The following is a 22,747-nucleotide window of genomic DNA, read 5'->3' on the forward strand; positions in this document are numbered from 1 at the left end:
CCGACATCGTGTGCTTGAACTTCACGATTCTAGTGGATCGCCGGGGGGTGCGGAGTTTTGGGCCTGCCAAGACGTCATCCCGGCGTAGGCCGGGATCGCATTTGAAGGCAGGGGAGCAAGTGCGATCCCGGCCTTCGCCGGGATGACAGCAATAAAGCAGCTTGCCTGATGCCCCATGGAAGAAGGGAAACCTATACGCAGAGCGACAGATTCGGGCTGCCAACTACCCGCGTACCCACTTCTTCGCCACGAACGAACGCCAGTGCCGCCTCGATCACTTCAGGCGCATCCAGCACACGCCGATGGCCGAGTCCCTGCGTGGTGAACAGGCGCGCGCCCGGCCAGAACTGGGCGTAACGCTCGCCCTCGCCCCACGGTACGTCGTCATCGTCGAGATCGTGCACGATCAGGCCGGGCGCACCCAGCGCGGGCAGATGGTGATGCACCTGCAGCTGCTCGACGCTGACGCCGGTGCGGCGCAGCAACCACAGATAGAACGCTTCACGCAGGTAGCCGGCAAGGCGCACGAAACGGAAGAAGCGACCGACGGCCGCCGCCATGTCGGCGGCAGGCGCTACCAGGATCAACTTGCGCGCATGCCAGGCCTCATCCTGCGCCAGGGCAACAGCGGCGCCACCGAGCGAGTGGCCGATCGCCAGTGCCGCTTCGCCGTAGTACTGGCCGATGGCGTGCACGGTATCGGTGAATTCCGGCAAGGTGCAAAGCTTGCCGCTGCTGTAGCCGTGGCCAGGTTGATCGAACGTGACCACGGCATAGCCGAGCGCGCGCAGCTTCGCCACCCACGGCAGGAAACGCAGGCCGAAGCTGGACCACCCGTGCACCAGCAGCGCATACGGCTGCAGCACTGGATCGCCCCAGACATAGGTGGCGATGGTTTCGCCGTTGATCTGAAGCTGGCCGCGCTGCATCTCGTGATCACCCTGCACGGCCTGCGCACGGGTGCGGCTGCTGGCGAATGGTGTGGCGAACAGGCGTGCGGCGCGGTTCACCGTGCGCTGTGGCGCCAGCCGGCTGCCAAACGCAAAACCGGCACGCACGGTACCCAGCTTGAAGCGGGCAGCGAGGCTTGGGCGGCTCATCGCGGTGGTGGATTTGGAGGACATGGGTGCGTTCCTCAGACTTGCCAGCTGCGCCAGAGACGCTCGAAGGCCTGCGCGGCGCGTTTGCCGGCCTCGTCGAACCCGAACAACCCGGCGTCATGTTGCAGGCCGAGCATCAGGGCATTGATCTCGAACGCGAGTTGGATGGCGTCGGTGTCCGGGCGCAGATGACCTGCGGCCATGGCCTGCGCAATCGTTTTCTGCAGTTCACCGCGCCAACCCGCCGCTTGCCGCACCACTCTATCGTGCAGTGCACCATTTCGTCCATCATATTCGCTGGTCGCGGACGACAGGACGCAGCCGCTCTGATGCTCGCAAGTCCACGCAAACCAGTTGGCAACGATGCTGCGCAGGCGCGGCAGGCCGCGCGGCTGCTTCAAGGCCGGCAGCAACACCTTGGCCATGAAACGCTGCGCCGCAGCATCCAGTACCGCCAGTTGCAGCTCCTCGCGTGAGCCGAAATGGGCGAATACACCGCTCTTGGACATGTTCACACCGGTAGCCAGGGTTCCGATCGACAGGCCTTCCAGACCGTCGTTGCGGGCCATGGCATAGGCGTGGCCGAGGATCAGGTCACGGGTGGAAGCGCGCTTGCCGGAATGGGTTGCTGTCGTCATGCCAGACAAAATAGCACGACCGTTCGTGCATTTCACTAGTTGAACGATTTAGCTTCATCCGGGCCGGCCGAAAGCTGAACGAGTGGAACGGATGAGGTCAACACGCCCTGCGCCATGCCGTTATCGTTACCACAGCCGCGCCATGCGGTAACGAGGAGGAACCATGATGAACAGCCTGCCCCTGAAATTGGCCCTGCTTGCCGGACTCGGCCTGACCTTCGCTGGTGTTACGTATGCACCCCCGGCCGCCGCACAGGTTTCGGTTGGCGTCGGCATCGGCGTTGCGCCACCTGCGCCACGCTTCGAACGCGTACCGCCGCCGCGCATGGGTTATGTGTGGGCGCCGGGTTACTGGCGCTGGGACGGGCGTTACCGTCGCCACGTATGGGCCGGTGGTTACTGGGTACGTGCGCGCCCCGGCTATCACTATCGTCCGGCGTATTGGGAACAGGGTCGTGGCGGCTGGCGTTTCCACCAGGGTTACTGGGGCCGCTGAACGCGCAACAACCTGCGAATGATGGACGGCTGTCGCGAAAGCTTCCGTCCACGCCACACTGCGATCGCAACTTCCCATCAATCTGATTCGGAATAAACCTGCCATGTCCAATCGTCTTATTGCTCTAGCTTCACTTCTTGCCGTGACCGTACTGGCCTCCGGTTGTGTGGTGGAGCCGGCGCGCCCGGTCTACGTCGCACGCCCCGCCCCCGTCTACGCCCCGGCCCCCGCCTATGTGGAAGTTGTCGCACCACAGCCGCCGCCGGAATACATCGTGGAACATGTACAACCGCGGCCGGGTTATATCTGGGCCCGCGGCTACTGGCGCTGGGACGGTCGTCGCTATATCGCCGAGCGTGGTCACTGGGAGCCGATGCGCCCCGGCTATCATTACGTTCACCCGCACTGGGAACAGCGCGGCGATGGCTGGCACTGGCGCGCTGGCGTGTGGATTGCCGGCTGATAGATCCCGCGTTTGATTCAAAGAAACGCCCCGCCTGCCGGGGCGTTTCTTTGTCTGCTCCGCAGTAGTGCAACGCGTGCGCGGTAAACTCTGCCGCGATGGCACCTGTTTGATCCTTCCTGATACGGAGCAACATTCCATGGTTCACCGCGTTGTTGCGTTTGCCCTGTTCGCTGGCGTCACTGCAACCGTCACCGGTTGCGCTGATCAACCAGGTCGGCCGCCGGCCGTTCATCATCCGTTGCTGTACCGCACGTACGCGGGAGATGTGGTGACGCAGCGGGCGCCGCCGCCGTTCGTCATCGAGCCGGTTCAAATACGTCGCGGCTTTGTCTGGGCTCACAGTTACTGGCGCTGGGATGGTCACGACTATGTGGCAGTTCCGGGCCAGTGGATGCCTGAAAAGCCCGACTATCGTTATGTGGATGCCACTTGGGAACAGCATCGGGATGGCTGGCACTTCCGCCCGGGCCACTGGATATCCATCTGAGTTACGCCTGATTCGAGCTGTGTCGAGCGCAGTTTTTTCCTGCATTTGTGCGCTCCATACGCCAACGACTTGTTGCGTCGCGTCACCACCACATGGGGCGACGTATTAAACTTGACGCTTTGATTCATCGCCCCGGCTTCGGTCGGGGCGATGAGTTTCCGGCTTTCACGCCCTTTGACGGGGCCATCCCCAGCCCCGCCAATCCTCTGTAGATGCCCTCCGGCACCGTAAATCATGGAGTCACCGTTCCAATGATCTTTGAAACCATCGCCAAGACCGGTCACGAAGAAGTCGTGTTCTGCCAGAACAAGGACGCCGGCCTGAAGGCCATCATCGCGATCCACAACACGGTGCTGGGCCCCGCGCTCGGCGGTTTGCGCATGTGGCCGTACAAGACCGAGCAGGAGGCGGTGAACGACGTGCTGCGCCTGTCGCGCGGCATGACCTTCAAGAACGCCGTGGCCGGCCTGAACCTGGGCGGCGGCAAGGCCGTGATCATCGGCGATCCGAGCAAGGACAAGTCCGAGGCGCTGTTCCGCGCGTTCGGCCGCTTCGTCAACTCGTTGAACGGCCGCTACATCACCGCCGAGGACGTCGGCATCGACGTCAACGACATGGAATACGTGTTCCGCGAAACCGAATACGTGACCGGCGTGCACCAGGTGCATGGCGGTTCGGGCGATCCGTCGCCGTTCACCGCGTACGGCACATTGCAAGGCCTGATGGCCGCGCTGCAGTTCAAGCACGGCAATGAAGACGTGGGCAAGTACAGCTTCGCCGTGCAGGGCGCCGGCCACGTCGGCAGTGAATTCATCAAGCTGCTGCGCGAACAGGGCGCCAAGGTGTTCGTCACTGACATCAACAAGGATGCGGTACAGCGTTGCGTGGACGAGCTCGGTTGCGAGGCTGTGGGCCTGGACGAGATCTACGACGTCGACGCCGACGTGTACTCGCCGTGCGCGCTGGGTGGCACGGTCAACGCACAAACGATCGACCGCATCAAGGCGAAGATCATCTGCGGCGCAGCGAACAACCAGCTCGCCACCGACGAGATCGGCGACGAGCTGCAGAAGCGCGGCGTGCTGTACGCACCGGATTACGCGGTCAATGCCGGCGGCGTGATGAACGTGTCGCTGGAAATCGACGGCTACAACCGCGAGCGTGCGATGCGCATGATGCGCACGATCTATTACAACCTGGGCCGCATCTTCGAGATCAGCAAGACGCAGAACGTGCCGACTTACCTGGCCGCCGACCGTCTGGCCGAGGAGCGCATCAACGCGATCGGCAAGATCAAGCTGCCGCACATGGGCAACAACGGCACCCGTTTCCAGGGCCGCATGCGCGGTCAGTAATCGACACGCCCCTGTCACAGAAGAAGCCGCCAGTTCCCTGGCGGCTTTTTTGTTGGCCCAGCGGCATCTACCGGCACTCCCTGCGCGCGTAGGCTAAAATCGGCACTCTGCACACCAAGGAGTTCGTGATGCGCCCGTTTCCGCTCGGAGAAGACATCGACCTGTTGCGCGATACCGTGCATGCGTTTGCGGAAAAGGAAATCGCCCCGCGCGCCGACCTTATCGATCGCGAGAACCTGTTCCCGGCCGACCTGTGGCGCAAGTTCGGCGACATGGGTCTGCTCGGCATGACGATACCGACCGAATACGGCGGCACCGGCATGGGCTTCCTCGCACACATGGTGGCGATGGAGGAAATCTCGCGCGCTTCGGGTTCGGTGGGGTTGTCGTATGGCGCGCACTCCAACCTCGCCGTGCAGAACATCTTCCACAACGGCAACGAGGCGCAGCGGCGCAAGTACATCCCCAAGATGTGCACGGGCGAATACATCGGCGCGCTCGCGATGAGCGAGCCGGGTGCCGGTTCCGACGTGGTCGGCTCGATGACCTGCAAGGCCGAGAAAAAGGGCGACGTGTGGGTCGCCAACGGCAGCAAGATGTGGATCACCAATGGTCCCGATGCCGACGTGCTGCTTGTCTACATGCGCACTGCACCACGTCCGGCCGGCAGCCGCTGCATGACCGCCTTCATCGTCGAGAAAGGCATGAAGGGTTTCTCCACCGCGCAGAAGCTGGACAAGCTCGGCATGCGCGGCTCCAACACCTGCGAGCTGGTGTTCGAGGACTGCGAGATTCCGCATGAGAACATCGTCGGTGAGGTCAACGAAGGCGTGCGCGTGCTGATGAGCGGCCTCGATACCGAACGCCTGGTGCTGTCCGGCGGCCCGCTCGGCCTGATGCAGGCAGCGCTCGATCTCGCCCTGCCCTACGTGCGCGAACGCAAGCAGTTCAATGCACCGATCGGCACGTTCGGTGTGATGCAGGCAAAGATCGCCGACATGTACACCGCCCTGCAGAGTTCACGCGGCTTCGCCTACATGGTGGCGCAGCAGTTCGACAACGGCGTCAAATCACGCATCGATCCGGCGGCGTGCCTGCTCAATGCCTCGGTCAACGCGGTAAAGGTGGCGCTGGAAGCGATCCAGACGCTCGGCGGCAACGGCTATATCAACGAGTTCCCGGCTGGCCGCCTGCTGCGCGATGCCAAGCTGTACGAGATCGGCGCCGGCACGAATGAAATCCGCCGCATGCTGATCGGCCGCGAACTGTTCCACGGCAAGGCCTGATCCAGCTAGGCATGCAGGGTCGTCGCGCCACGAATCGGCGCGGCGACGGTCTGGTGCAGATCGAAGATCAGCAGTTCGTTGTCGCCGTGGCGGAACCATGACGCGGGACAGTAGAGCCGTTGCTGCGGGCCGAGGTTCCAATAGCGACCGAGCAGTTGGCCGTTGACCCACAGATAGCCCTTGCCCCAGCCCGACATGTCGATATAGCTGTCACCAAGCTGGTCGAGTCGCAGGGTGGCCCTGAAGAAAATGCCAGGGCGCGATGGTTCATTGACCACCGGCCTCAGTTGACGGATATAACCATCATCCAGCGGCAGGCTGCTGACATCCCAGTCTTCGAGCTCTTCACCACCGAGCCGGACGCTACTCACGATGCCCTTGCGATCGGCCATCGCCTGGCCGTAACCGACGTGGCCGAAACTGTCGACAAGAATATCGAGTTGCGAAGCCTCACCGTCAACGATGGCCGGCAGCTCAACCCGGTTGCCTCCTCGCAAGTTGGCGTGCTGCACACGCGAAACATAATCGACATAAAGCCCGTTGCGGAACACCGTGGCGTAGTCACGCACGCCGTCGAGCGCCAACGTTGCGGCGGCCGCAGGGATCTTCCTGCGATACAGCACCAGGCCGTGATCCTGCGCGAATAGCAGTTCATTGGCCTGCGGCTTTTTCACGACCCTGTATGCCGGGAGGTTGTCCCATAACGAGGCATGCGCCACCGGTGTGATCGCCGCAAAGCGAATCACCGGTGGTGAGGCCGGCACAACCGGCAGCGGCGGCGCATGCGCGGCAAGCAGCTTGCGAAAGGTGTGATATTCGGTCGTGGCCTCGCCGCGTTCGTTGATCGGCGCACCATAGTCGTAGCTGGTGATCACCGGCTCGAAATGCGAGTAGTCGCCGCTGGCGTTCGCGCCAGCGCTGAAACCGAAGTTCGTGCCGCCATGCACCACGTAGAGATTGAACGAGCGGCCCTGTTCGAGCAGCTGGCGCAAGGTGTCCGCGTAATCGCCACGCTGGAAGTCCTTGTCGCCCCAATGCGTCAGCCAACCGGGATAACCCTCACCGACCCACACCGGTGCCTCGCTGGCAATCGTCTGCGCGGTCGCGAAATCGGTATCACCATCGAGACCAAGCGCCGCGCCCGGCAAATAAGTCTTCTGCTTCTGAACCTGCGCGAGCCCATCGGAAATCGAGAACGGGCCTTCGATGCCGCGCTCGCGCCACATCGTGCGCAATTGCTCGAGATAGCCCAGGTCGTGACCGAACGAGGCGTACTCGTTTTCGATCTGCATCATCAGGATCGGGCCACCGCGGCTCACCATCAGCGGTGCGATGGCAGGCGCGACCACATCCAGGTAACGCCGCACCGCCTGCGTGTAGTGCGGGTCGCTCCAGGTGCGCACGCGGATATCCGGGTGGCGCAACAGGTACGGCGGCAGGCCTCCGAAATCCCACTCGGCGCAAACATAGGGACCGGGCCGCAGATAGACCCACATGTCTTCCTGCTGGCACAGCTCGATGAAATGCACGAAGTCGCGATTGCCCGTCTTCAGGTCGAACACGCCAGGCTCCGACTCCAGCGCATTCCACATCAGGTAGACGGCAATCGTGTTGAGCCCCATCGCCTTGGCCATGCGGATACGGTGCTGCCAGTATTCGGCGGGAATCCGCGTCGGATGCATCTCGCCGCTGCGAATCTGGAACGGCTTGCCATCCAGCAGGAACTGCTGTGCGCCAAGTTCAAACCCGTGCGAACGCCCATCCGGCAGCAGCGCATGATCGACGCCATGGGCCTGGGCAGCTGCTGCCCAAGTCGGCGTCATATACGCCGCACATGGCGCCAGTAGCGACAGTTTCAGAAAATCCCTGCGTTGCATCGTGGTCTCTTCTCAAGGATGTTGCATGCCATACGGGAAACCTTCACGTATCAAATGATCACTTTGTTCTGTCCTCATTTTCCTTTGCGCTTCAGCGAAAATTCGTCGGCCAGCTTGCCGGCGCGGTCCGTCACTACGACCTTGAGCTCCGTGTCACTTACCTGCACCCGAGCCACCTGGTCCTGGCCTACCACGAGGATCGGGAAGTCGTTGCCGCGCTCTCCAGGCCGGATGTACTGGAAGACATGCTCGTGCCCGGCGATGAAGAGGTCGATGTGCGCACGATTGGCCAGTTGCGTCCACTGCTCGCCGTGTCCATCGAGCCAGCCCCAGTCCGGCTGGTGTCCCAGTACGACCGTAAACGGTGCGGTTGTCGTTCTGTTCTCTTGGGTAAACGTTTTCCTGAGCCAGGCGAATTCTTCCGACCGGTAGTCGCGAAGATCGTTCAAGCCGGCATAGACGTTGGTGTCGTCCGGCTTGTCCTCACCGGTGTCGACCACGACCAGATGCAGTGGACCTTCGTCGCGCGTGAAGAAGTATTTGTCGTCCTGTGCATGCAGGTAGCCGCCCAGGGATCGCGCAAATTCGCCGCGGTATTCGTGGTTGCCGCGTGCGTAGACAAGCGGCACCCGTCCCTGCAAGCCCGTCGACATCGGCTCAAGAAAGCGATCTTTCAGCTGGTTCTCGCTGACGCCGTAGTTGACGCCATCGCCGTCGTGCGCGACGAAATCGACCGGCTCACGATGGATCATGTCCATCAAGCCGCGGATGCGGTCCACATCCTCGTGGGTGTCGGTGATGACGGCGAAGCTGGCAGATTTTTTCGCCGGATCGAACGTCGTGAAGCTGTAAACGGGGCTTTGCACCGTTCGCCCCATGTCGGGCCAGTACGGTTTCAGCGCTACTACCCGCCGCGATGAAACCTGGTACTGGTAAGTGTGTCCAGGCAGCAGGCCATCGATGACGACACGGTGCATCGCTCCGACCGGGATCAGGCCATCCTGCTGGGGAACGATCTCGTGATCGAGCCGCCCATCGCCGTATCGCACCCTTTCATCGCCCGGGCTGTCGGTCATCCATTCGACCACCACCGAGGTGCTCGACATGTCGAGCAACAACGGCGGCATCGTGATGGCGGGTACCGCGTCGAAGGTCTTGTAGGGCGCGTTGGCGTCGTCATCCGAACTTGCGGCGGAATTGCCACCAGGATGCGCCGAACCCTGCGATGCGGCCCATGTGCAAGCTGCCATCGACATGAAACATGCCGCACCGAGCATCAGCAGGATCGGCCACATTCGGGAACTCTTCATTCGTCAGCCTCGCTGGATGGTGGCCAGACCCGATGCCGGGAAAGCCGGCATCGGGCTTCAGCGGCATATGCCGCTGAACATACTCAGTACGATGCGGCACATGCCTCTGGACATGCTCAGTGCGATGTCGTCGGCGTCAACTCCAGCGTCAGCACCTCGAACGGTGCGAGCCGGATCGTGCTCACATGATCCGCGTCCAGCTGGACCGGTACTGTGCTGCCGCCGGTTTTCCAGACATCTTGTACGCGAAAGCTGTGCGCAGCCCCCTGAGGCAGCTCCAGCTGGCGCTGCAGGTCGATCACCGCAGCCTGCGCATGCGCATCCGGATTGCGCAGCGTGATAATCGACTTCTGCGCAGACCATGCACCCCAGCCGTAGACGTCGAGCCGGCCCGGATCGCCGCCGATCCAGTGCGTATCACGCAGGATATCGGCGTTCGCACGCGACCATTTCGCCGCTTCGGCGAGCGCATCCCAGTCACCCTTGCTCAGCAGCGATGGCGTGATGTACATCTCCTGCAGCTGCGTACCGGTGGCGAAGTACGAATGCACTTCGTTGGCGAAATCGTGCCCCGGGTCGGTGTTCAGGCGCGTGTTCTTCTGCGCGTAGATGATGCCGTGGAGCATCAGTGAATTGATCGGGAACAGCGGCCCCTGGATCACGATGTTCTCGTAGGTCTGCTGGTCGCGGTAGGTGATCCACTGTTCGCGCTCGGTGCCCACGCCGGCATGCCAATCGTCCTCGCCGCCGCGCCAGATTGAATCGGCATAGCGCAACCAGAACGGCGACGCCCAGGTACCGGTAGTGAGGTTGATGAAGGTGTCCGGCTTGGCTTCGCGAATATCCTTGATCAGCTGGATCGCCGCACTGAAATCACTGTCGAAAACACTGCCCGGAAACACCTTGTCGGCATTGCCGGTGCCGTCGAACTTGAACTGGTTGATGCCGTCTTTGGTCACCAGCTCCATCACCGTGTTGTGGAATTGCTGGTAGTACTTCGGACCCGACAGCGCAAGGCCACCATCAATGACCTCGTAGCCCGACTTGGCGCCGCGGTCGGCGCGCTCTTTCGCCGGTGGGCCATAGCCGCCCCAGGGTGACAGCCACATGCCGGGTGCGGCATCGTATTTGGCCGCTGCATCACGCAACGGTGCAAAGCCACGCGGGAAATCCTTGCTGAAGTTCCAGCTGCCGGAACGATCGTCCCAGCCGTCATCGAACAGGAACGAGTCGAGCTTCACGCCACGCTTGACGCTGAGTTCCTGGCCGAAGGTGCTGATCCGATCCAGCGCCTGCGCCTCGGTGTACGGCGTGAAATAGCCGATGTCGTACCACGAGTTGTAATGCAGGAACGGTCGATACGGATGCGCCCGCTCGCGCTCGATGTAGGCCGCGAAGTCGCGGCGCAACTGGCCATCCCGCACCACCCCGGCCACTGCCGAGTAGGTGATCGACTTGCCCTGGTGCAGCGGCAGGCTGCGGGCCATGGTCAGTGCCACATGCTTGCCGCGCACTTCGCTGTCGGCCAGCGGATCTTCGAAACCCAGATACATGCGCCCGGCAATGACTGGCGAACCTTTCACGGTGCCATCCACCGCGGCGCTCGCCGCATCGGCCGGCAGCAGCGACACGCTGGTGATGTGCTCATCCTGCTTCAGCGCGGTAATCGTGACCACTTCTCGCAGGTAGGCCGAACCCTCGCGCTGCACCAGCTGCCAGTCGATGCGGAAGCGGCCGTCTGCGTCGCCGAAACTGGCGCGGATCGCCTGCCCCGGCAGGCGATCCGCCAGACGCGATGCCTTGGCATTCACTGGCAATGCTTGTTCATCCGGCGCTGCAAGCAAACGCATGTCGCCCGCGCTGATCGTGCGTCCGTCCGCCAGGGTCAAGGCGAACGGTGCCTTGATCGCCAGCGACTGGCTGCCATCATGGCTGGCGATCATCATGTCCGTCAGGTGATCGCCAGTCACTTTCCAGCGGGCGCCGATCGCGGCGTTGCCGAAACTTTCCTGACCCGCCAGATTCGCGAACGACGGCGTGCCGGGCCTGGCGATGCCTGCGTCGTCGGCATAGACCGCGCCAGCGAACGCATACAGCACGCACAGCACGCCCATGGCAAGACGCGAAGCGCGCATGGCCCCGCGTTGCACACGCTCATGTGAACGATTGGCCCCGTTCGGCTTGTTGAAGTACACGTAAGACATGTCTACACCCTTGTTGTGGTTTGTCATCCGCGGGCCATCTCGGCCCGCATGCGACGGTTTGTCTCGGCGTGGATTGGAAACCCCGCCCGAGATGCACTCGGACAAGGTTTCGCTCTACCCGGCCGTTAGAACTTCTGCTGATAACGGAAGTACACGAAACGACCGATGTCATACGAGGCGTTGTAATCGTTGTAGCTGTCCGTACCCGAATTGAAGCCACCGCCGTAGATGTAGGGGCCCACGTGATTGAAGATGTTGTTGACGCCCAGCGAGATGGTGCCCTTCCACGGCGTATTCCAATGCACCTGCAGATCGTTGAAGGTGGCCGACGGCTGCTGCGTCAACGGCGTGATGCCGATGCCGGGCGCGTAGTAGTTCGGCAACGTGCAGGGGAACACCGTGGTCGTGGACGGCGGCGGATAGTCGCAATAGCCCTTGATCGGCGAGAAGTAGCGCACGGTCCAGTCCGCGCCGAAATTGCGGTAGGCCCAGCTGAGGGTGAGGTTGCCACGCACACGCCACACCGCACCATCGAGGTTGCCGTACGCGGTGCCCGCCGTGTACTGGACTGGCGCGCCTACGGTCGGTTGCACGTTGTTGCTCGCGATATAGGTACCCTGCAACCCCAGCTTGAAACGGCCGAAACTGTACTCGGGCAACATATAGTTCATCCCGAAATCCCAGCCGCGTTCCTTCAGCCAGCCCGCATTGACCTCCAGGTTCATCAGGTTGATGATCTGGCCGGCCAGTGGACCCGTGCCGCCCTCACGCTGGAACTGCGAGCACGCCGAGGTGATGTCGAACTGGTAGCAATCGGCCAGCACCTGGTCGTTGCTGATGCCGGTGATCAGGTTGCGGATGTTGTAATTCCACCAGTCGACCGTGGCATTGAAACCCGGCAACCAGGACGGGCTATAGACCATGCCGATGTCGCCGTTGTAGGCGGTTTCCGGTTTCAGATTGATATTGCCGCCGTTGTAGCTGTTGGTGATGCCGCTCGCACCGGGGCCGAGAACCGGTTGACCCGTGATGTCTTTCTGGCGGAAATCGGCGGGCAACCCGGCGAGGCCGGCGATGCCGCTGCGACAATTCTGCGCCACCGTCGCACTGTAGCCATACTCGCCTGGCCCATACACCGCATCGCAGGGGTCAGTAAAACCGCCGGCCAGGTAGAGTCCCTGATATAAATCGTTGACCGTCGGCGCACGGAAATTGGTGCTGTAACTGGCGCGCACCATGAGGTCGTCGATCGGTTTCCAGGCCAGCTTGAAGGAGTTGTTGCGCGTGCTGCCGAAATTGCTGTAACCCGACCAGCGGCGCGCCACGTCGAGCGAGAGGCTTTGCGCACCGGGCAGATCTTTCAGTAGCGGCGCATAGGCTTCTACATAGCCCTCGTTGACGCTGAAGCCGCCATGGTTGGGTTGGACCGAATAGTCGCTGGAGTAACCTGCGGTCGCAAACGGATCGGTATCGTCGAAACCCGCTTCGGTACGATGCTGCACACCGGCCGCCACCGTGAGATCACCCGCGGGCAATTCGTAGACATTACCGCTGATGTCGGCGACGGCAGCTTTTTCGTCATAACCGGTGCGCTCGATATTGTTGATGGCAATGTAATTGAGCATCTGCTGGGTGACGTTGCCGAGCGGATTCAACGGCACGCATCCGGCGATCACATTGCCAGGGCTGCCGCACTGCACGACACCATTGGCGCCCATGAACGACGGCCCCAGCGCCTGCGTCGCATTGATCAGGTTGTACTGCCCGGGCCGGATGTCGACATCTCGGATCTTGCTGTCGTAGTAGTAGGCATCCCAATTGAACGTGTGGTCGCCAAAACTGAAATCGCCTTCCAGGCCAACGCTATCGCGATAGTTCTTCGAGGTGCTGTCATTGGTGTACGGATTCTGCGGAAACAGTCGCACGAACTGCACCGCCTGCGGTGTCTGTCCCGGCGCGTTGTAGGGGTTGTAGTAGCTCTGCGCGGAAAGCAGCAAGGGGAACTGCGGCAGATTCGGCGGGTTGCTGGACTGGCCGCTGTACAGGTAACTCGGACCGCCGGCGCCGCCGTTCCAGCTCTGGTTGTAGCCGAGTTCGACATGCGCGGTGATGTGCTCGGTGACCTTGTAGCGATCGGAGAAATACAGGTTCTTGGTCTTGTTGGGGCTGAGGATGGTGCTCAGGTTGTTGTAGTTGTAGATCGACGATCCCGCATTGGCAAGGCTGGTGATATTGCCGTTCGCACTGTAGGTCGGCGGCCGATAAAACGAATAGTCGGCGAGATTGCCCGAATTGCCACCCGGATTCAGAATCAGCGTGTTGTCCCCGCTGAGATAGGGGTTCGGGAGCGGCGAATTGGAAATTTGACCGCCGTTCGGCGGCAGCGGGTTGAGTCCGAAGTAGGGGTAGTGATTGGTCTGGGGATACGCCGACCACGGACGGGCGCCACCCCAGACCGCCCCCTGGTACTGGTACGAGGCGCTCGCGACCAGGGAGTTGTGTTCGCCGCTTGTCCCCCCGGTCACACTGAATTGGGTCTGGCTCCCGTCCCCGTGCGGTGCGTATTCACCGGCATAGGTGTCGAGCTCCACCCCTTTGTAATTCTTGATGGTGATGATGTTGATCACACCGGCAATGGCGTCGGAGCCGTAGACCGCCGAAGCGCCACTGCCAAGGATGTCGATATGGTCGATGATCGAGACCGGAATCACGCTGACATCCGTATAGCCACCGTGCACGGCACCGATGCGCTGGCCGTCGACCAGGACCAGCGTGCGCTGTGCGCCAAGGCCGCGCAGATCGATGAAGGTGCCACCCTGGTTCGGACCCAGCGACGCGGCGTCGCCGCGGCTCAGATCAGGCGTTGCCGCCGAAGGAAGGTTCTGCAGCAACTGGCCGACGGTGGCAAAGCCCTGGCGCTCGATGTCCTGCTTCGTGATGGTGATGGTAGGTATCGCCGTTTCCATATCGACGCCGCGAATATTCGTGCCGGTCACGCTCACCTGCTGCATCTGCACCGCCTTCGGCGGCGGCGGGGTGGGACTTTTCTGCGATGAGGAACTCTGTTGCGGAGTGGAACTCTGGCCCGAATTCGCCGGAGCCGCTGTGCTCGCGGCCCCCGCAGGCACGGTGGAGGTGTCGGTCTGCGCCCATGCGCCTCCGCCAATCGCCATGCCGCCGACGGCACATGCCACCTGCATCATCGTCAACGACTTGCGGATGGACGCAGCCAGCAATTTCCTGCCTTGGCCATCGACGGTAAAAACATCATTCTTTTCAGCATGCATTGAAATACCCTCTCCCGTGATTCGTTGTCACTCTGCGCAGACATGACGCTTCCCCTCTGCCGCAGGCGGTTATGAATACCCGTGGAAATTCCTCATCCCCACGGACTTTTTTGCACCTTCACCAAATTTCAGACGCAGAACTCCGTGCCGGACCAGATAGAGGTCCGGTTTGATTCCGTGCTTTCAGTTAAGCCAGGCGGTGCACTCGAACTTGAGAGAGCAACGCCTCTACCGCCCGCCGTTCGACGAAGCCGGTTTCCTGACCCTGCGCATTGGCTGCCCCGCAAGCCACGCCCAAGCGCAAGGTCTCTTCCAAATTCATGCTCTGCGCCATGCCTACCGTCATGCCAGCCAGCAAGCAGTCGCCCGAACCCACTGTGTTGCGAACTTGTGCAAGCTCGATCGAGGCGTGCCACACGCCACTCGCATCGGCCGCCACCGCACCCAGCGCACCCATCGTCACCACTGGCATCGCGATGCCATGCGCATGCAGTTCGCGAACCGCGTCCACCGCCGCAGCCAGATCGCCAATCGGATGTCCGAGCAATTCGGTGATCTCGTCACGATTGGGCTTGACCAGAAAAGGTTGCGCCTGCACGGCGTGCTGCAGCAGCTCGCCGCCGGCATCGACCAGGCAACGTTTGCCGGCATCGCGCACATGCGCGGCCAGTTCGGCATAGGTGGTCGGCGAAAAACCGCGCGGCAGGCTGCCGGACAGCACGACCAGGTCACTGTCATCGACGCCACGGCGGAACGCCCGCAGCAGGGCTTCCTGCTGCGTATTGTCCAGCAGCGGCCCCTGGCCGAGAATTTCGGTGATCTGGCCGCTCGCATCCTGCAGCGCAATGCAGGTGCGCAGGTTGTCGGTGACCTCGATACCATGGAACAGTACGCCACGTTCGCACATCAGCCGACCGATCATGTTGCGATGCGCGGGGTCGATCAGGCCGATCAGCTGCACGCGCTCGCCCAGCGCGGCGATCGTCTGCGCCACGTGCAAGCCCTTGCCACCGGGATACACCTGTTCGTCGAGTGCGCGACTGACTTCGCCGGGGCGCAACGAGTCCAACCGGATCAACCGGTCGATCGCGGTGTTGAAACCGATGACCGTGATCACGGCACGTTCGCCAGCAGGCTGTTCACTTCCGACACGCTAGCCTGGCCAGCCGTACCACCGGTGCGTCGCGTGGAGAGGCTGCCGCAGGCACTGCCCCAGCGCATGCAGTCTTGCAGCGTCTGGCCGCGCAGCCATGCATGCAGAAAACCTGCGTCGAACGAATCGCCGGCGCCTGTACTGTCGACCGGGTTGACGGCAAACGCCGGCACTTCGAGCAGCTGACCCTGATCCAGGCTGGCGCAGCCAAGTTGTCCGCGCTTCACCACGGTTTGCGTGCGTCCGTTGTGCAGCGCGCGCAAGCCATCGAGTACCCGCTCACGGCCCGTGATGGCCGCCAACTCCATCTCGTTGGGCAGGAACAGGTCGACCTCCTCCAGCGTGCCGAGCAGGTCGGACGCCCAGGTTTGTTCTGGATCGAAACCGGGGTCGAGCGAGGTGCTCAGACCGGCGGCATGTGCGCGCGCGAACAGCGCGCGGCAATCGGGCCGCAACGCACGCTGCAGGTAGTACGAGGAAACATGCAGGTGATCGGCGCCGGCGAGCAACGCGTCGCCCACTTCGTCCGCACGCAGCGTGGCGATTGCGCCGGGGAACGTCACCAGCGCGCGATCCTGCGGCGTCGACAGCGAGACGGTGACACCAGTGCGCAAGGTCGCGTCCGGCTGCACGGCGGCGACGTCGATGCCCGCGGCATGCAGCGCATCGAGACAATAGGTACCCCAGCTGTCGGCGCCAAGCTTGCCGCGGAATGCAACGGGATTGCCCAGCCGGGCCAGCCCCATCGCACAGATCATCGAGGAGCTACCCGGCGTCATGCAGAAGTCGTCGGCCAGCACCTCGCGACCGGGCGCGGGCAACGCATGGCAATGCTTGAAGACCAGGTCGACGTTGATTTCGCCGACGATCAGGATGCGTTTCATGCGCCCCCCGAATGCATCGGGAAATGCTCGACCACCCGTGTGAGCACGCCCTGCGACGGCGTGTCCGGCTTGCCACCCAGTTCCAGGCAACGGAAGAACGCGAGCAATTGTCCGACGGCCACATCCGCCAGCAGTGGCAATGCATCGTCTGTCGCACCGAGCCCCGCCAGCTCCACCGACACGTCGTGCGGGCCCAGTACATCGGCCGGAATATGTTCGCCCACCAGCACACGGGTCATGCCCAGCTGCTTGCGTGACAGTTCGCGCAGCAGGTCGAGCTCATATGCACGCACTGCGGGATCCGGTGACAGGAAGCCGACCACCAGGGTCTGCTCGTCAAGACTGGACATTGGGCCATGACGCAAGCCGAGATAGGTTTCTGCCATCGTGACCACGGCGCCGCCGGTCATCTCCAGCATCTTCAGCGCGGACTCGTGGGCCGCACCGAGCGCACCGCCGCTGCCGAGGTAGACCGCCTTGGTGAAATCCCTGCCGGCGATCGCAGCGAACGCATCGGTCTGCTGATCGAAGACCTGCTGGACGCTGCGTGCCAGCTGGCTCACCGCATCAGCGGCAGCATCACCCTTCCGCTGGGCCACGCCCGTGCCGGCCAACAGCAGATTGGTGAAGCTGCTGGTCATCACCAGGCTGCGGTCATTGGTGCTCTCGTCCAGCACCAGCACGCTCACCCGCGGATCATCACGGTAGCTGGTGGCGAGCCGGCCATTGGCATTGCAGGTGATGATCAGGTGGCGATAGTCCGGCGCATCCGCCAGCAGTCGATCCACCACGCCGCAGCTTTCCGGGCTGTCGCCCGAGCGCGCCAGCGAAATCAGCAAACCCGCACCGGGTGGTAGCACACTGCGCCAATGTGTGAGCAAGGTGCCGGCGGCAATGGCCTGAGTCGGTATGCCCAAACCAAGCTGCAAAGTCGGCGCCAAACACTCGCCGATATACATCGAGCTGCCCGAGCCGGTCAGCACGATATGGCTTGGTCGATGCGCAAGCACACCTTGCAGTTGCTGCTGTACCTGTGTCAGGCGCAGCAGATCGGCAGTGCCCGTCCAGGTTGACGGTTGCTGCAGAATCTCGCGCAAGGTATCGGCGTAACCGCGCTTTTGCTGCTCTTCCAGCGGAAGCGCAAGCAACTTTCGCAGCTCGACTGAATCTTTCGTTTTATTGCTTAATTTTGACATTTTGCCAAATTCAACCGAATGTGAAAGTATGTAACCTCTGAACCGAGAGTATTCGAAATGAAACAAAACTTACAAGTGGTTTCGAACACTGGCAGCCAACTCTCCCGGCTCGCCCTGTCCCATGGCAAGCGCACGCGCCTGTGGCGGTTGTTGTACGGCCACGGCCCGCGCAACGGCAGCTTGCTGGTGCTGCCGCTTGATCAGGGACTGGAGCATGGTCCCACCGATTTCTTTCCCCACCCACCGGCCGTCGATCCGAGCTACCAGTTTGAGCTCGCCGCGACCGGGGGCTTTTCTGCCATCGCGCTAGGCATTGGCCTGGCCGAGAAGTACATGACCGAGTACTGCGGTCGGGTGCCGCTGATCCTCAAGCTCAACGGCAAGACCAATATCACCAGCGACGCCGAGGCCACCTCGCCGCTGTTCGCCTCGGTCGAAGATGCTGCGCGCCTCGGTGCCGACGCGGTCGGCTACACCATGTATGTGGGTTCGCCGCGCCAGCACGACGAGTTCCGCCAGTTCGAGAAGGTGCGCCAGGATTGCGAACGCTTCGGCATGCCGCTGGTCATGTGGGCGTATCCGCGTGGTAGCGCCGTCAACGCCAAGGGCGGCACGAATACGCTGTACGCGCAGGATTATGCTGCCCGCGTCGCACTGGAGATGGGTGCCGATATAGTCAAGCTGCACGAGCCCAACGACAGCGTGGTCAATGTGCCGGCGCCCTACGACAAGCTGCAGGAAGATGCCGGTGCCCGCTGCGCACGCGTGGTGCGCTCGGCCGGTCGCACGATGGTGCTGTTTTCCGGCGGCGAGAAGAACGACGATGACGCGGCGGTACTGCGCAAGGTCGAGTTCTACATGCAGTCCGGCGCCAACGGCGTGATGTTCGGCCGCAACATGTGGTTGCGGCCGTTCGATCAGGCGGTGGCACTGACGCGACAGGTGCATGACATCATGGCGAAATATCCGCACTGAGCAGGTGAGGTAGACCGTTCGATGAGTCACAGCGCCTCCAAGTCACCGCAGCAACTGATGCCGGCCGGCTGCTTGTGCTGTGCGCCGCCCACGGGCGCCGGCACGGTTCGCGTCGAGAGCAGCAAGAATCCACTGCAGACCCAACCGGACGTCAGCAAGAACGATCTGAGATTGAGGGACTTCAAGCCACGCAGCATGCTGCATGTGCCGAAGACGCATATCGAACGGCCGCGCTTTCCGGTGATCGACGTGCACGCGCACCTGACCTGGTCGAGCAACGTGCGCAACGGCATCTCGGTGGGCGAAGAGGTCACCCTGTTCGCCCAGCCCGAGGACTTGTTGCCGGTGATGGATCGCAAGGGCATCCGCACCCTGGTGAACCTCACCGGTGGCATCGGTGCCGGCCTGGAAAAAAGCATCCGCAGCTTCGACCAGGCTGCGCCGGGGCGTTTCCTCACCCTGACCGAACCGTCTTACGAATACTTCCCCGAGCCGAACTACGCGCAACTGCAGGGCGATGCGATCGCACACGCCAAGCGGGTCGGCGCCCGCGGCCTGAAGCTGCTGAAGTCGCTGGGCCTGTATCTGCGTGAGCGTATCGACGAAGGCCCGCTAGTGGCGGTGGATGACCGCCGCTTCGATCCGATGTGGGAGGCCTGCGCGGCGCACGACATGCCGGTGTTCCTGCATGTGTCCGATCCGGAGGCGTTCTTCCTGCCGACCGACGAAACCAACGAGCGCTACGAGGAACTGGCCAACCATCCGGACTGGTCGTTCTACGGCCCGGAGTTTCCCAGCAACGCGGAGCTGCTCGCCGCGCGCGACCGAATGATTGCGCGCCACCCGAAGACCACCTTCGCGCTACTGCACGTGGGCAACAACGCCGAGAACCTGGCCGCAGTCGCCGCCTGCCTGGATCGCTATCCGAATACCGTGATCGACATCAGCGCACGCGTCGGTGAGCTGGGCCGCCAGCCGCGCATCGCGCAGCGCTTCTTCGACCGCTACCAGGACCGCATCCTGTTTGGCACCGATGCCGTGCCGTCGCCCTGGGGCGATGACGTGCCGCAACAGCTGTTCGGTGACGAGCTGTACGAGATCTATTACCGCTTTCTGGAAACCGAGGACGAATACTTCGACTACGCGCCAGCGCCGACGCCGCCGCAGGGACGCTGGTCGATCTACGGGCTGGGATTATCGGACACGATTCTCCGCAAGATATACCATGACAACGCCGCCCGACTCCTGCATATCGACTATGACCCAAGCCCCCATCGTTTCGCGCCGACTGCTGGTTGAAGAACGCCGCCGCCTGATCGTCGAACTGGTGGAACAACAGGGCCGCGCCACGGTGGAAGAGCTGGCGACGCGCTTCAACACCTCCACTGTCACGATCCGCGGCGACCTGGAAGCGCTCGCGCGCAGTTCGGCGATCGCCCGTTCGCACGGCGGTGCGCTGCCGGTCACGGCGGCGATGAACGATACGCCGCTCAATATCAAGGAAACCCGCTGGCACGCGCAGAAACTGCGCATCGGCCAGGCCGCGGCGAAGATGATCCAGGATGGCGAAACGATCATCCTCGACTCCGGCTCGACCACGGTGGAGATCGCCCGGCAGATCCGTCAGATGAAGTTCGAATCGCTGACCGTGATCACCAATGCGCTGAACATCGCGATGGAATTGTCCGGGCTGCCGCAGATCCGCGTGATGATGCTGGGCGGCCTGCTGCGCCAGACCTCGTATTCGCTGGTCGGCCCGGATGCCGAGCAGGCGCTGGCGAAACTCTCCGCCGACCGGCTGTTCCTCGGCGTCGATGGACTCGACCCCGAAGTGGGCGTAACTACCCCGGATCCGCTCGAGGCAGCGTTGAACGCGCTGATGATCCGCGTCTCGCGCCAGACCATCGCCGTGCTCGATGCCAGCAAGCTGGGCCAGCGCAGCCTGTCGGTGATCACCCCGGTGCAGAACCTGCACATGGTGATCAGCGACAGCAGCGCCCCCGCCGAGACAGTCGAAACCCTGCGTGCCGCAGGTGTGCAGGTGATGCTGGTGTGACACTCATGCTGCCGGATGCAGCAACCGCGCTCCGGACGCGTTGCCGCTAGACAGTAATTCATCGCGATGCCGCACTGGTTGGAATAACTCCCCAGCTGGATCGGGTTGTTGTTGACCGCAACGACGGTCAGCCAGCTCTTTGCCAGGTCCGGTGCGAGGCTGGGCATCGCAGCGATGGTATTTTGATTGGTTCCGAATCCCTTGTGGATGACGGGGAACCGTCGTCGTCACCTGCCTTGTTATCGATGATGCGCGCCGACACCAGATCGGCGCCTGGCGCAATGCCGCCTGCAAACTGGGTGAACGGCGTACCTGTCGCGATCTCCGACACCCAGGTGCCATGGCCCACTACGTCGCCGATGCTGAGGTTGTCGGTGGTCGATAGGTCAATTCCCCCAGCACCCGTCCGGACACCGTCGGATTGCTGGCCATGATGCCGGTCTTGACGTTGCCGCCCCTGCAACCACGAGCCCAGTATCGCGTGCGTGCCGGGCATGCTGCGATGCCTCCCTGATGCATCTTGGCACAACGAAAATCCAATGAAACTCCGCGCAAGGCGCACCCGGCACAGAGTCGTCGCCGTTTGCCGTGGTTTGTGGCGGCCTGCGATAATTACGGGGTTATATGCCAGGCGTTCGCGCCCCTACTGTCTTCAAGCGGAGTTACTCATGTCGGATGTCAGCGTCGTCATCGTCGGTGCCAAGCGCACGGCCATCGGCTCCTTCCTCGGCCAGTTCACCGGCGTGCCCACGCCAAAGCTCGGCGCCACGGCCATCCGCGCCGCATTGGAACAATCCGGCGTCGCGCCTGCCGATGTCAGCGAAGTGATCATGGGCTGCGTGCTGCCGGCCAACCTGGGCCAGGCGCCGGCGCGCCAGGCTTCGCTGGGCGCCGACCTCCCGGCCAGCGCAGGCTGCACCACCATCAACAAGGTCTGCGGTTCGGGCATGAAGGCGATCATGCTGGGCCACGACCTGATCAAGGCCGGCTCGGCGACCGTGGTGGTCGCCGGCGGCATGGAGTCGATGACGAACGCGCCGCACATGGTCAACGCGCGCACCGGCATCCGCTACGGCGATGGCCAACTGGTCGACCACATGGCCTGGGACGGCCTCACCAACCCGTATGACGGCAAGTCGATGGGTGTGTTCGGCGAGCTGTGCGCCGACAAGTACCACTTCACCCGCGAAGACCAGGATGCGTTCGCGATCGAGTCGGTGAAGCGCGCGCAGGCTGCGCAGCAGAACGGCGCGTTCGCCGGCGAAATCGTCCCGGTCACCGTGAGCGGCCGCAAGGGCGATGTGCAGGTGGATACCGACGAACAGCCCGGCCGTTCCGACATCGCCAAGATCCCGACCCTGAAGGCCGCCTTCCGCAAGGAGAACGGCACCATCACTGCGGCCAGCTCGTCCAGCATTTCCGATGGTGCCGCCGCCCTGGTACTGCTGTCGGCCGATGACGCGAACAGGCGCAGCCTGAAACCGCTGGCGCGCATCGTCGCCCATGCCACGCATTCGCAGGAGCCCGAGTGGTTCACCACCGCACCGGTCGGCGCCATCCAGAAGGTGCTGGACAAGGCGGGCTGGAAGGTAGCCGATGTTGACCTGTTCGAAATCAACGAGGCATTCGCCGTGGTCGCCATGACGCCGATGAAGGAACTCGGCATCAGTCATGACAAGCTCAACGTCAATGGCGGTGCCTGTGCACTGGGTCACCCGATTGGTGCCAGTGGGGCCCGGCTGGTGGTAACCCTGCTTAATGCCCTGAAGACCCGTGGCCTCAAGCGCGGCGTGGCCAGCCTGTGCATCGGCGGTGGCGAAGCCACCGCGATTGCGCTGGAATGCATCGACTGATGCGTCCCTGACGCGCATCCATTCCCGCGTTTATCATGACAGCCGGTTAAACCGGCTTGTCACGGGTACTGCGGCGCCTCTATAAAGAAGTGGCGCAATTTCCACGAAAGCGTTATTAATACAC

Annotated in this window: 20 protein-coding genes; 9 read left to right on the forward strand and 11 right to left on the reverse strand. The window is 62.6% G+C overall.

Going from position 1 to position 22,747, the window contains the following annotated elements; genetic code table 11:
* Positions 1-191: 191 nt before the first annotated feature.
* Positions 192-1,124 carry an alpha/beta hydrolase gene (locus tag GSQ75_RS08805; protein ID WP_158754182.1) on the reverse strand — a complete coding sequence of 311 codons (933 nt, stop codon included), beginning with the start codon at positions 1,122-1,124 and terminating at the stop codon, positions 192-194.
* Between the two features lie 11 nt (positions 1,125-1,135).
* Positions 1,136-1,738, reverse strand: a complete 603-nt coding sequence (locus GSQ75_RS08810) for a TetR/AcrR family transcriptional regulator (RefSeq protein WP_158754183.1) — start codon at positions 1,736-1,738, stop codon at positions 1,136-1,138.
* A 166-nt stretch (positions 1,739-1,904) separates the two neighbouring features.
* On the opposite strand from GSQ75_RS08810, the gene GSQ75_RS08815 reads away from it, so the two are divergent.
* The 5 genes from GSQ75_RS08815 (at position 1,905) to GSQ75_RS08835 (ending at position 5,828) form a co-directional block, all read left to right on the forward strand.
* Complete coding sequence (locus GSQ75_RS08815) at positions 1,905-2,234, forward strand: YXWGXW repeat-containing protein (RefSeq protein ID WP_158754184.1); 330 nt, start codon at positions 1,905-1,907, stop codon at positions 2,232-2,234.
* A gap of 103 nt (positions 2,235-2,337) precedes the next feature.
* The gene (locus GSQ75_RS08820; RefSeq protein WP_158754185.1) at positions 2,338-2,697 is read left to right on the forward strand and encodes a YXWGXW repeat-containing protein; all 360 of its coding nucleotides are present in this window, start codon (positions 2,338-2,340) and stop codon (positions 2,695-2,697) included.
* Between the two features lie 76 nt (positions 2,698-2,773).
* Complete coding sequence (locus GSQ75_RS08825) at positions 2,774-3,187, forward strand: YXWGXW repeat-containing protein (RefSeq protein ID WP_158754186.1); 414 nt, start codon at positions 2,774-2,776, stop codon at positions 3,185-3,187.
* A 251-nt stretch (positions 3,188-3,438) separates the two neighbouring features.
* Positions 3,439-4,542 carry a Glu/Leu/Phe/Val dehydrogenase dimerization domain-containing protein gene (locus GSQ75_RS08830; RefSeq protein WP_158754187.1) on the forward strand — a complete coding sequence of 368 codons (1,104 nt, stop codon included), beginning with the start codon at positions 3,439-3,441 and terminating at the stop codon, positions 4,540-4,542.
* A gap of 128 nt (positions 4,543-4,670) precedes the next feature.
* A complete protein-coding gene (locus tag GSQ75_RS08835) occupies positions 4,671-5,828 on the forward strand; it encodes an isovaleryl-CoA dehydrogenase (protein ID WP_158754188.1) in 1,158 nt (385 codons plus the stop codon).
* 5 nt (positions 5,829-5,833) lie between these two features.
* Here GSQ75_RS08835 and GSQ75_RS08840 read toward each other — a convergent pair whose 3' ends face one another.
* The 8 genes from GSQ75_RS08840 to GSQ75_RS08875 form a co-directional block, all read right to left on the reverse strand.
* Complete coding sequence (locus tag GSQ75_RS08840) at positions 5,834-7,705, reverse strand: beta-galactosidase (protein WP_158754189.1); 1,872 nt, start codon at positions 7,703-7,705, stop codon at positions 5,834-5,836.
* A gap of 74 nt (positions 7,706-7,779) precedes the next feature.
* The gene (locus tag GSQ75_RS08845) at positions 7,780-8,832 is read right to left on the reverse strand and encodes an FN3 domain-containing metallophosphoesterase family protein (RefSeq protein WP_158754190.1); all 1,053 of its coding nucleotides are present in this window, start codon (positions 8,830-8,832) and stop codon (positions 7,780-7,782) included.
* A 49-nt stretch (positions 8,833-8,881) separates the two neighbouring features.
* Complete coding sequence (locus GSQ75_RS08850) at positions 8,882-9,082, reverse strand: hypothetical protein (RefSeq protein WP_158754191.1); 201 nt, start codon at positions 9,080-9,082, stop codon at positions 8,882-8,884.
* Between the two features lie 49 nt (positions 9,083-9,131).
* On the reverse strand, positions 9,132-11,219 hold the full coding sequence (locus tag GSQ75_RS08855; protein ID WP_158754192.1) for an enterotoxin: 2,088 nt from the start codon (positions 11,217-11,219) through the stop codon (positions 9,132-9,134).
* A gap of 125 nt (positions 11,220-11,344) precedes the next feature.
* Positions 11,345-14,506: a TonB-dependent receptor gene (locus GSQ75_RS08860; RefSeq protein ID WP_158754193.1), complete on the reverse strand. Its 3,162-nt coding sequence runs from the start codon at positions 14,504-14,506 to the stop codon at positions 11,345-11,347.
* Positions 14,507-14,693: 187 nt separating this feature from the next.
* Positions 14,694-15,623, reverse strand: a complete 930-nt coding sequence (locus tag GSQ75_RS08865; RefSeq protein WP_158754194.1) for a 1-phosphofructokinase family hexose kinase — start codon at positions 15,621-15,623, stop codon at positions 14,694-14,696.
* Positions 15,620-16,543 carry a carbohydrate kinase family protein gene (locus GSQ75_RS08870; protein WP_158754195.1) on the reverse strand — a complete coding sequence of 308 codons (924 nt, stop codon included), beginning with the start codon at positions 16,541-16,543 and terminating at the stop codon, positions 15,620-15,622. The genes GSQ75_RS08865 and GSQ75_RS08870 overlap by 4 nt, the downstream gene beginning before the upstream one ends.
* Positions 16,540-17,691, reverse strand: coding sequence for a tagatose-6-phosphate ketose isomerase (locus tag GSQ75_RS08875; protein ID WP_158754196.1), 1,152 nt, complete (start codon positions 17,689-17,691; stop codon positions 16,540-16,542). Before GSQ75_RS08875 ends, GSQ75_RS08870 begins: the two co-directional genes overlap by 4 nt.
* Positions 17,692-17,796: 105 nt before the next feature.
* Between GSQ75_RS08875 and GSQ75_RS08880 the strand changes: the two genes are divergently transcribed.
* The 3 genes from GSQ75_RS08880 to agaR are packed head-to-tail and all read left to right on the forward strand — an operon-like array spanning position 17,797 to position 20,770.
* Positions 17,797-18,714, forward strand: coding sequence for a fructose-bisphosphate aldolase (locus tag GSQ75_RS08880; protein ID WP_158754197.1), 918 nt, complete (start codon positions 17,797-17,799; stop codon positions 18,712-18,714).
* A 21-nt stretch (positions 18,715-18,735) separates the two neighbouring features.
* The gene (locus tag GSQ75_RS08885; RefSeq protein WP_158754198.1) at positions 18,736-20,013 is read left to right on the forward strand and encodes an amidohydrolase family protein; all 1,278 of its coding nucleotides are present in this window, start codon (positions 18,736-18,738) and stop codon (positions 20,011-20,013) included.
* Positions 19,973-20,770: a transcriptional repressor AgaR gene (agaR, locus tag GSQ75_RS08890; protein WP_158754199.1), complete on the forward strand. Its 798-nt coding sequence runs from the start codon at positions 19,973-19,975 to the stop codon at positions 20,768-20,770. Before GSQ75_RS08885 ends, agaR begins: the two co-directional genes overlap by 41 nt.
* A 127-nt stretch (positions 20,771-20,897) precedes the next feature.
* Here agaR and GSQ75_RS08895 read toward each other — a convergent pair whose 3' ends face one another.
* Entirely contained in the window at positions 20,898-21,266 is a 369-nt protein-coding gene (locus GSQ75_RS08895) for a hypothetical protein (protein WP_254058513.1), read from the reverse strand.
* A 172-nt stretch (positions 21,267-21,438) separates the two neighbouring features.
* Between GSQ75_RS08895 and GSQ75_RS08900 the strand changes: the two genes are divergently transcribed.
* Entirely contained in the window at positions 21,439-22,623 is a 1,185-nt protein-coding gene (locus GSQ75_RS08900) for an acetyl-CoA C-acyltransferase (RefSeq protein ID WP_158754200.1), read from the forward strand.
* Positions 22,624-22,747 lie beyond the last annotated feature (124 nt).

Source organism: Dyella sp. S184 (genome assembly GCF_009766065.1).
GTDB lineage: Bacteria > Pseudomonadota > Gammaproteobacteria > Xanthomonadales > Rhodanobacteraceae > Rhodanobacter.

Bases quoted from the DNA above. Each gene is read 5' to 3' on its own strand.
- GSQ75_RS08805 (WP_158754182.1), bottom strand. From the start codon at position 1,124: ATGTCCTCCAAATCCACCACCGCGATGAGCCGCCCAAGCCTCGCTGCC.
- GSQ75_RS08810 (WP_158754183.1), bottom strand. From the start codon at position 1,738: ATGACGACAGCAACCCATTCCGGCAAGCGCGCTTCCACCCGTGACCTG.
- GSQ75_RS08815 (WP_158754184.1), top strand. From the start codon at position 1,905: ATGAACAGCCTGCCCCTGAAATTGGCCCTGCTTGCCGGACTCGGCCTG.
- GSQ75_RS08820 (WP_158754185.1), top strand. From the start codon at position 2,338: ATGTCCAATCGTCTTATTGCTCTAGCTTCACTTCTTGCCGTGACCGTA.
- GSQ75_RS08830 (WP_158754187.1), top strand. From the start codon at position 3,439: ATGATCTTTGAAACCATCGCCAAGACCGGTCACGAAGAAGTCGTGTTC.
- GSQ75_RS08835 (WP_158754188.1), top strand. From the start codon at position 4,671: ATGCGCCCGTTTCCGCTCGGAGAAGACATCGACCTGTTGCGCGATACC.
- GSQ75_RS08840 (WP_158754189.1), bottom strand. From the start codon at position 7,705: ATGCAACGCAGGGATTTTCTGAAACTGTCGCTACTGGCGCCATGTGCG.
- GSQ75_RS08845 (WP_158754190.1), bottom strand. From the start codon at position 8,832: ATGCCGCCGTTGTTGCTCGACATGTCGAGCACCTCGGTGGTGGTCGAA.
- GSQ75_RS08850 (WP_158754191.1), bottom strand. From the start codon at position 9,082: ATGCCGCTGAAGCCCGATGCCGGCTTTCCCGGCATCGGGTCTGGCCAC.
- GSQ75_RS08855 (WP_158754192.1), bottom strand. From the start codon at position 11,219: ATGTCTTACGTGTACTTCAACAAGCCGAACGGGGCCAATCGTTCACAT.
- GSQ75_RS08860 (WP_158754193.1), bottom strand. From the start codon at position 14,506: ATGCATGCTGAAAAGAATGATGTTTTTACCGTCGATGGCCAAGGCAGG.
- GSQ75_RS08870 (WP_158754195.1), bottom strand. From the start codon at position 16,543: ATGAAACGCATCCTGATCGTCGGCGAAATCAACGTCGACCTGGTCTTC.
- GSQ75_RS08880 (WP_158754197.1), top strand. From the start codon at position 17,797: ATGAAACAAAACTTACAAGTGGTTTCGAACACTGGCAGCCAACTCTCC.
- GSQ75_RS08885 (WP_158754198.1), top strand. From the start codon at position 18,736: ATGAGTCACAGCGCCTCCAAGTCACCGCAGCAACTGATGCCGGCCGGC.
- agaR (WP_158754199.1), top strand. From the start codon at position 19,973: ATGACCCAAGCCCCCATCGTTTCGCGCCGACTGCTGGTTGAAGAACGC.
- GSQ75_RS08895 (WP_254058513.1), bottom strand. From the start codon at position 21,266: ATGCCCGGCACGCACGCGATACTGGGCTCGTGGTTGCAGGGGCGGCAA.
- GSQ75_RS08900 (WP_158754200.1), top strand. From the start codon at position 21,439: ATGTCGGATGTCAGCGTCGTCATCGTCGGTGCCAAGCGCACGGCCATC.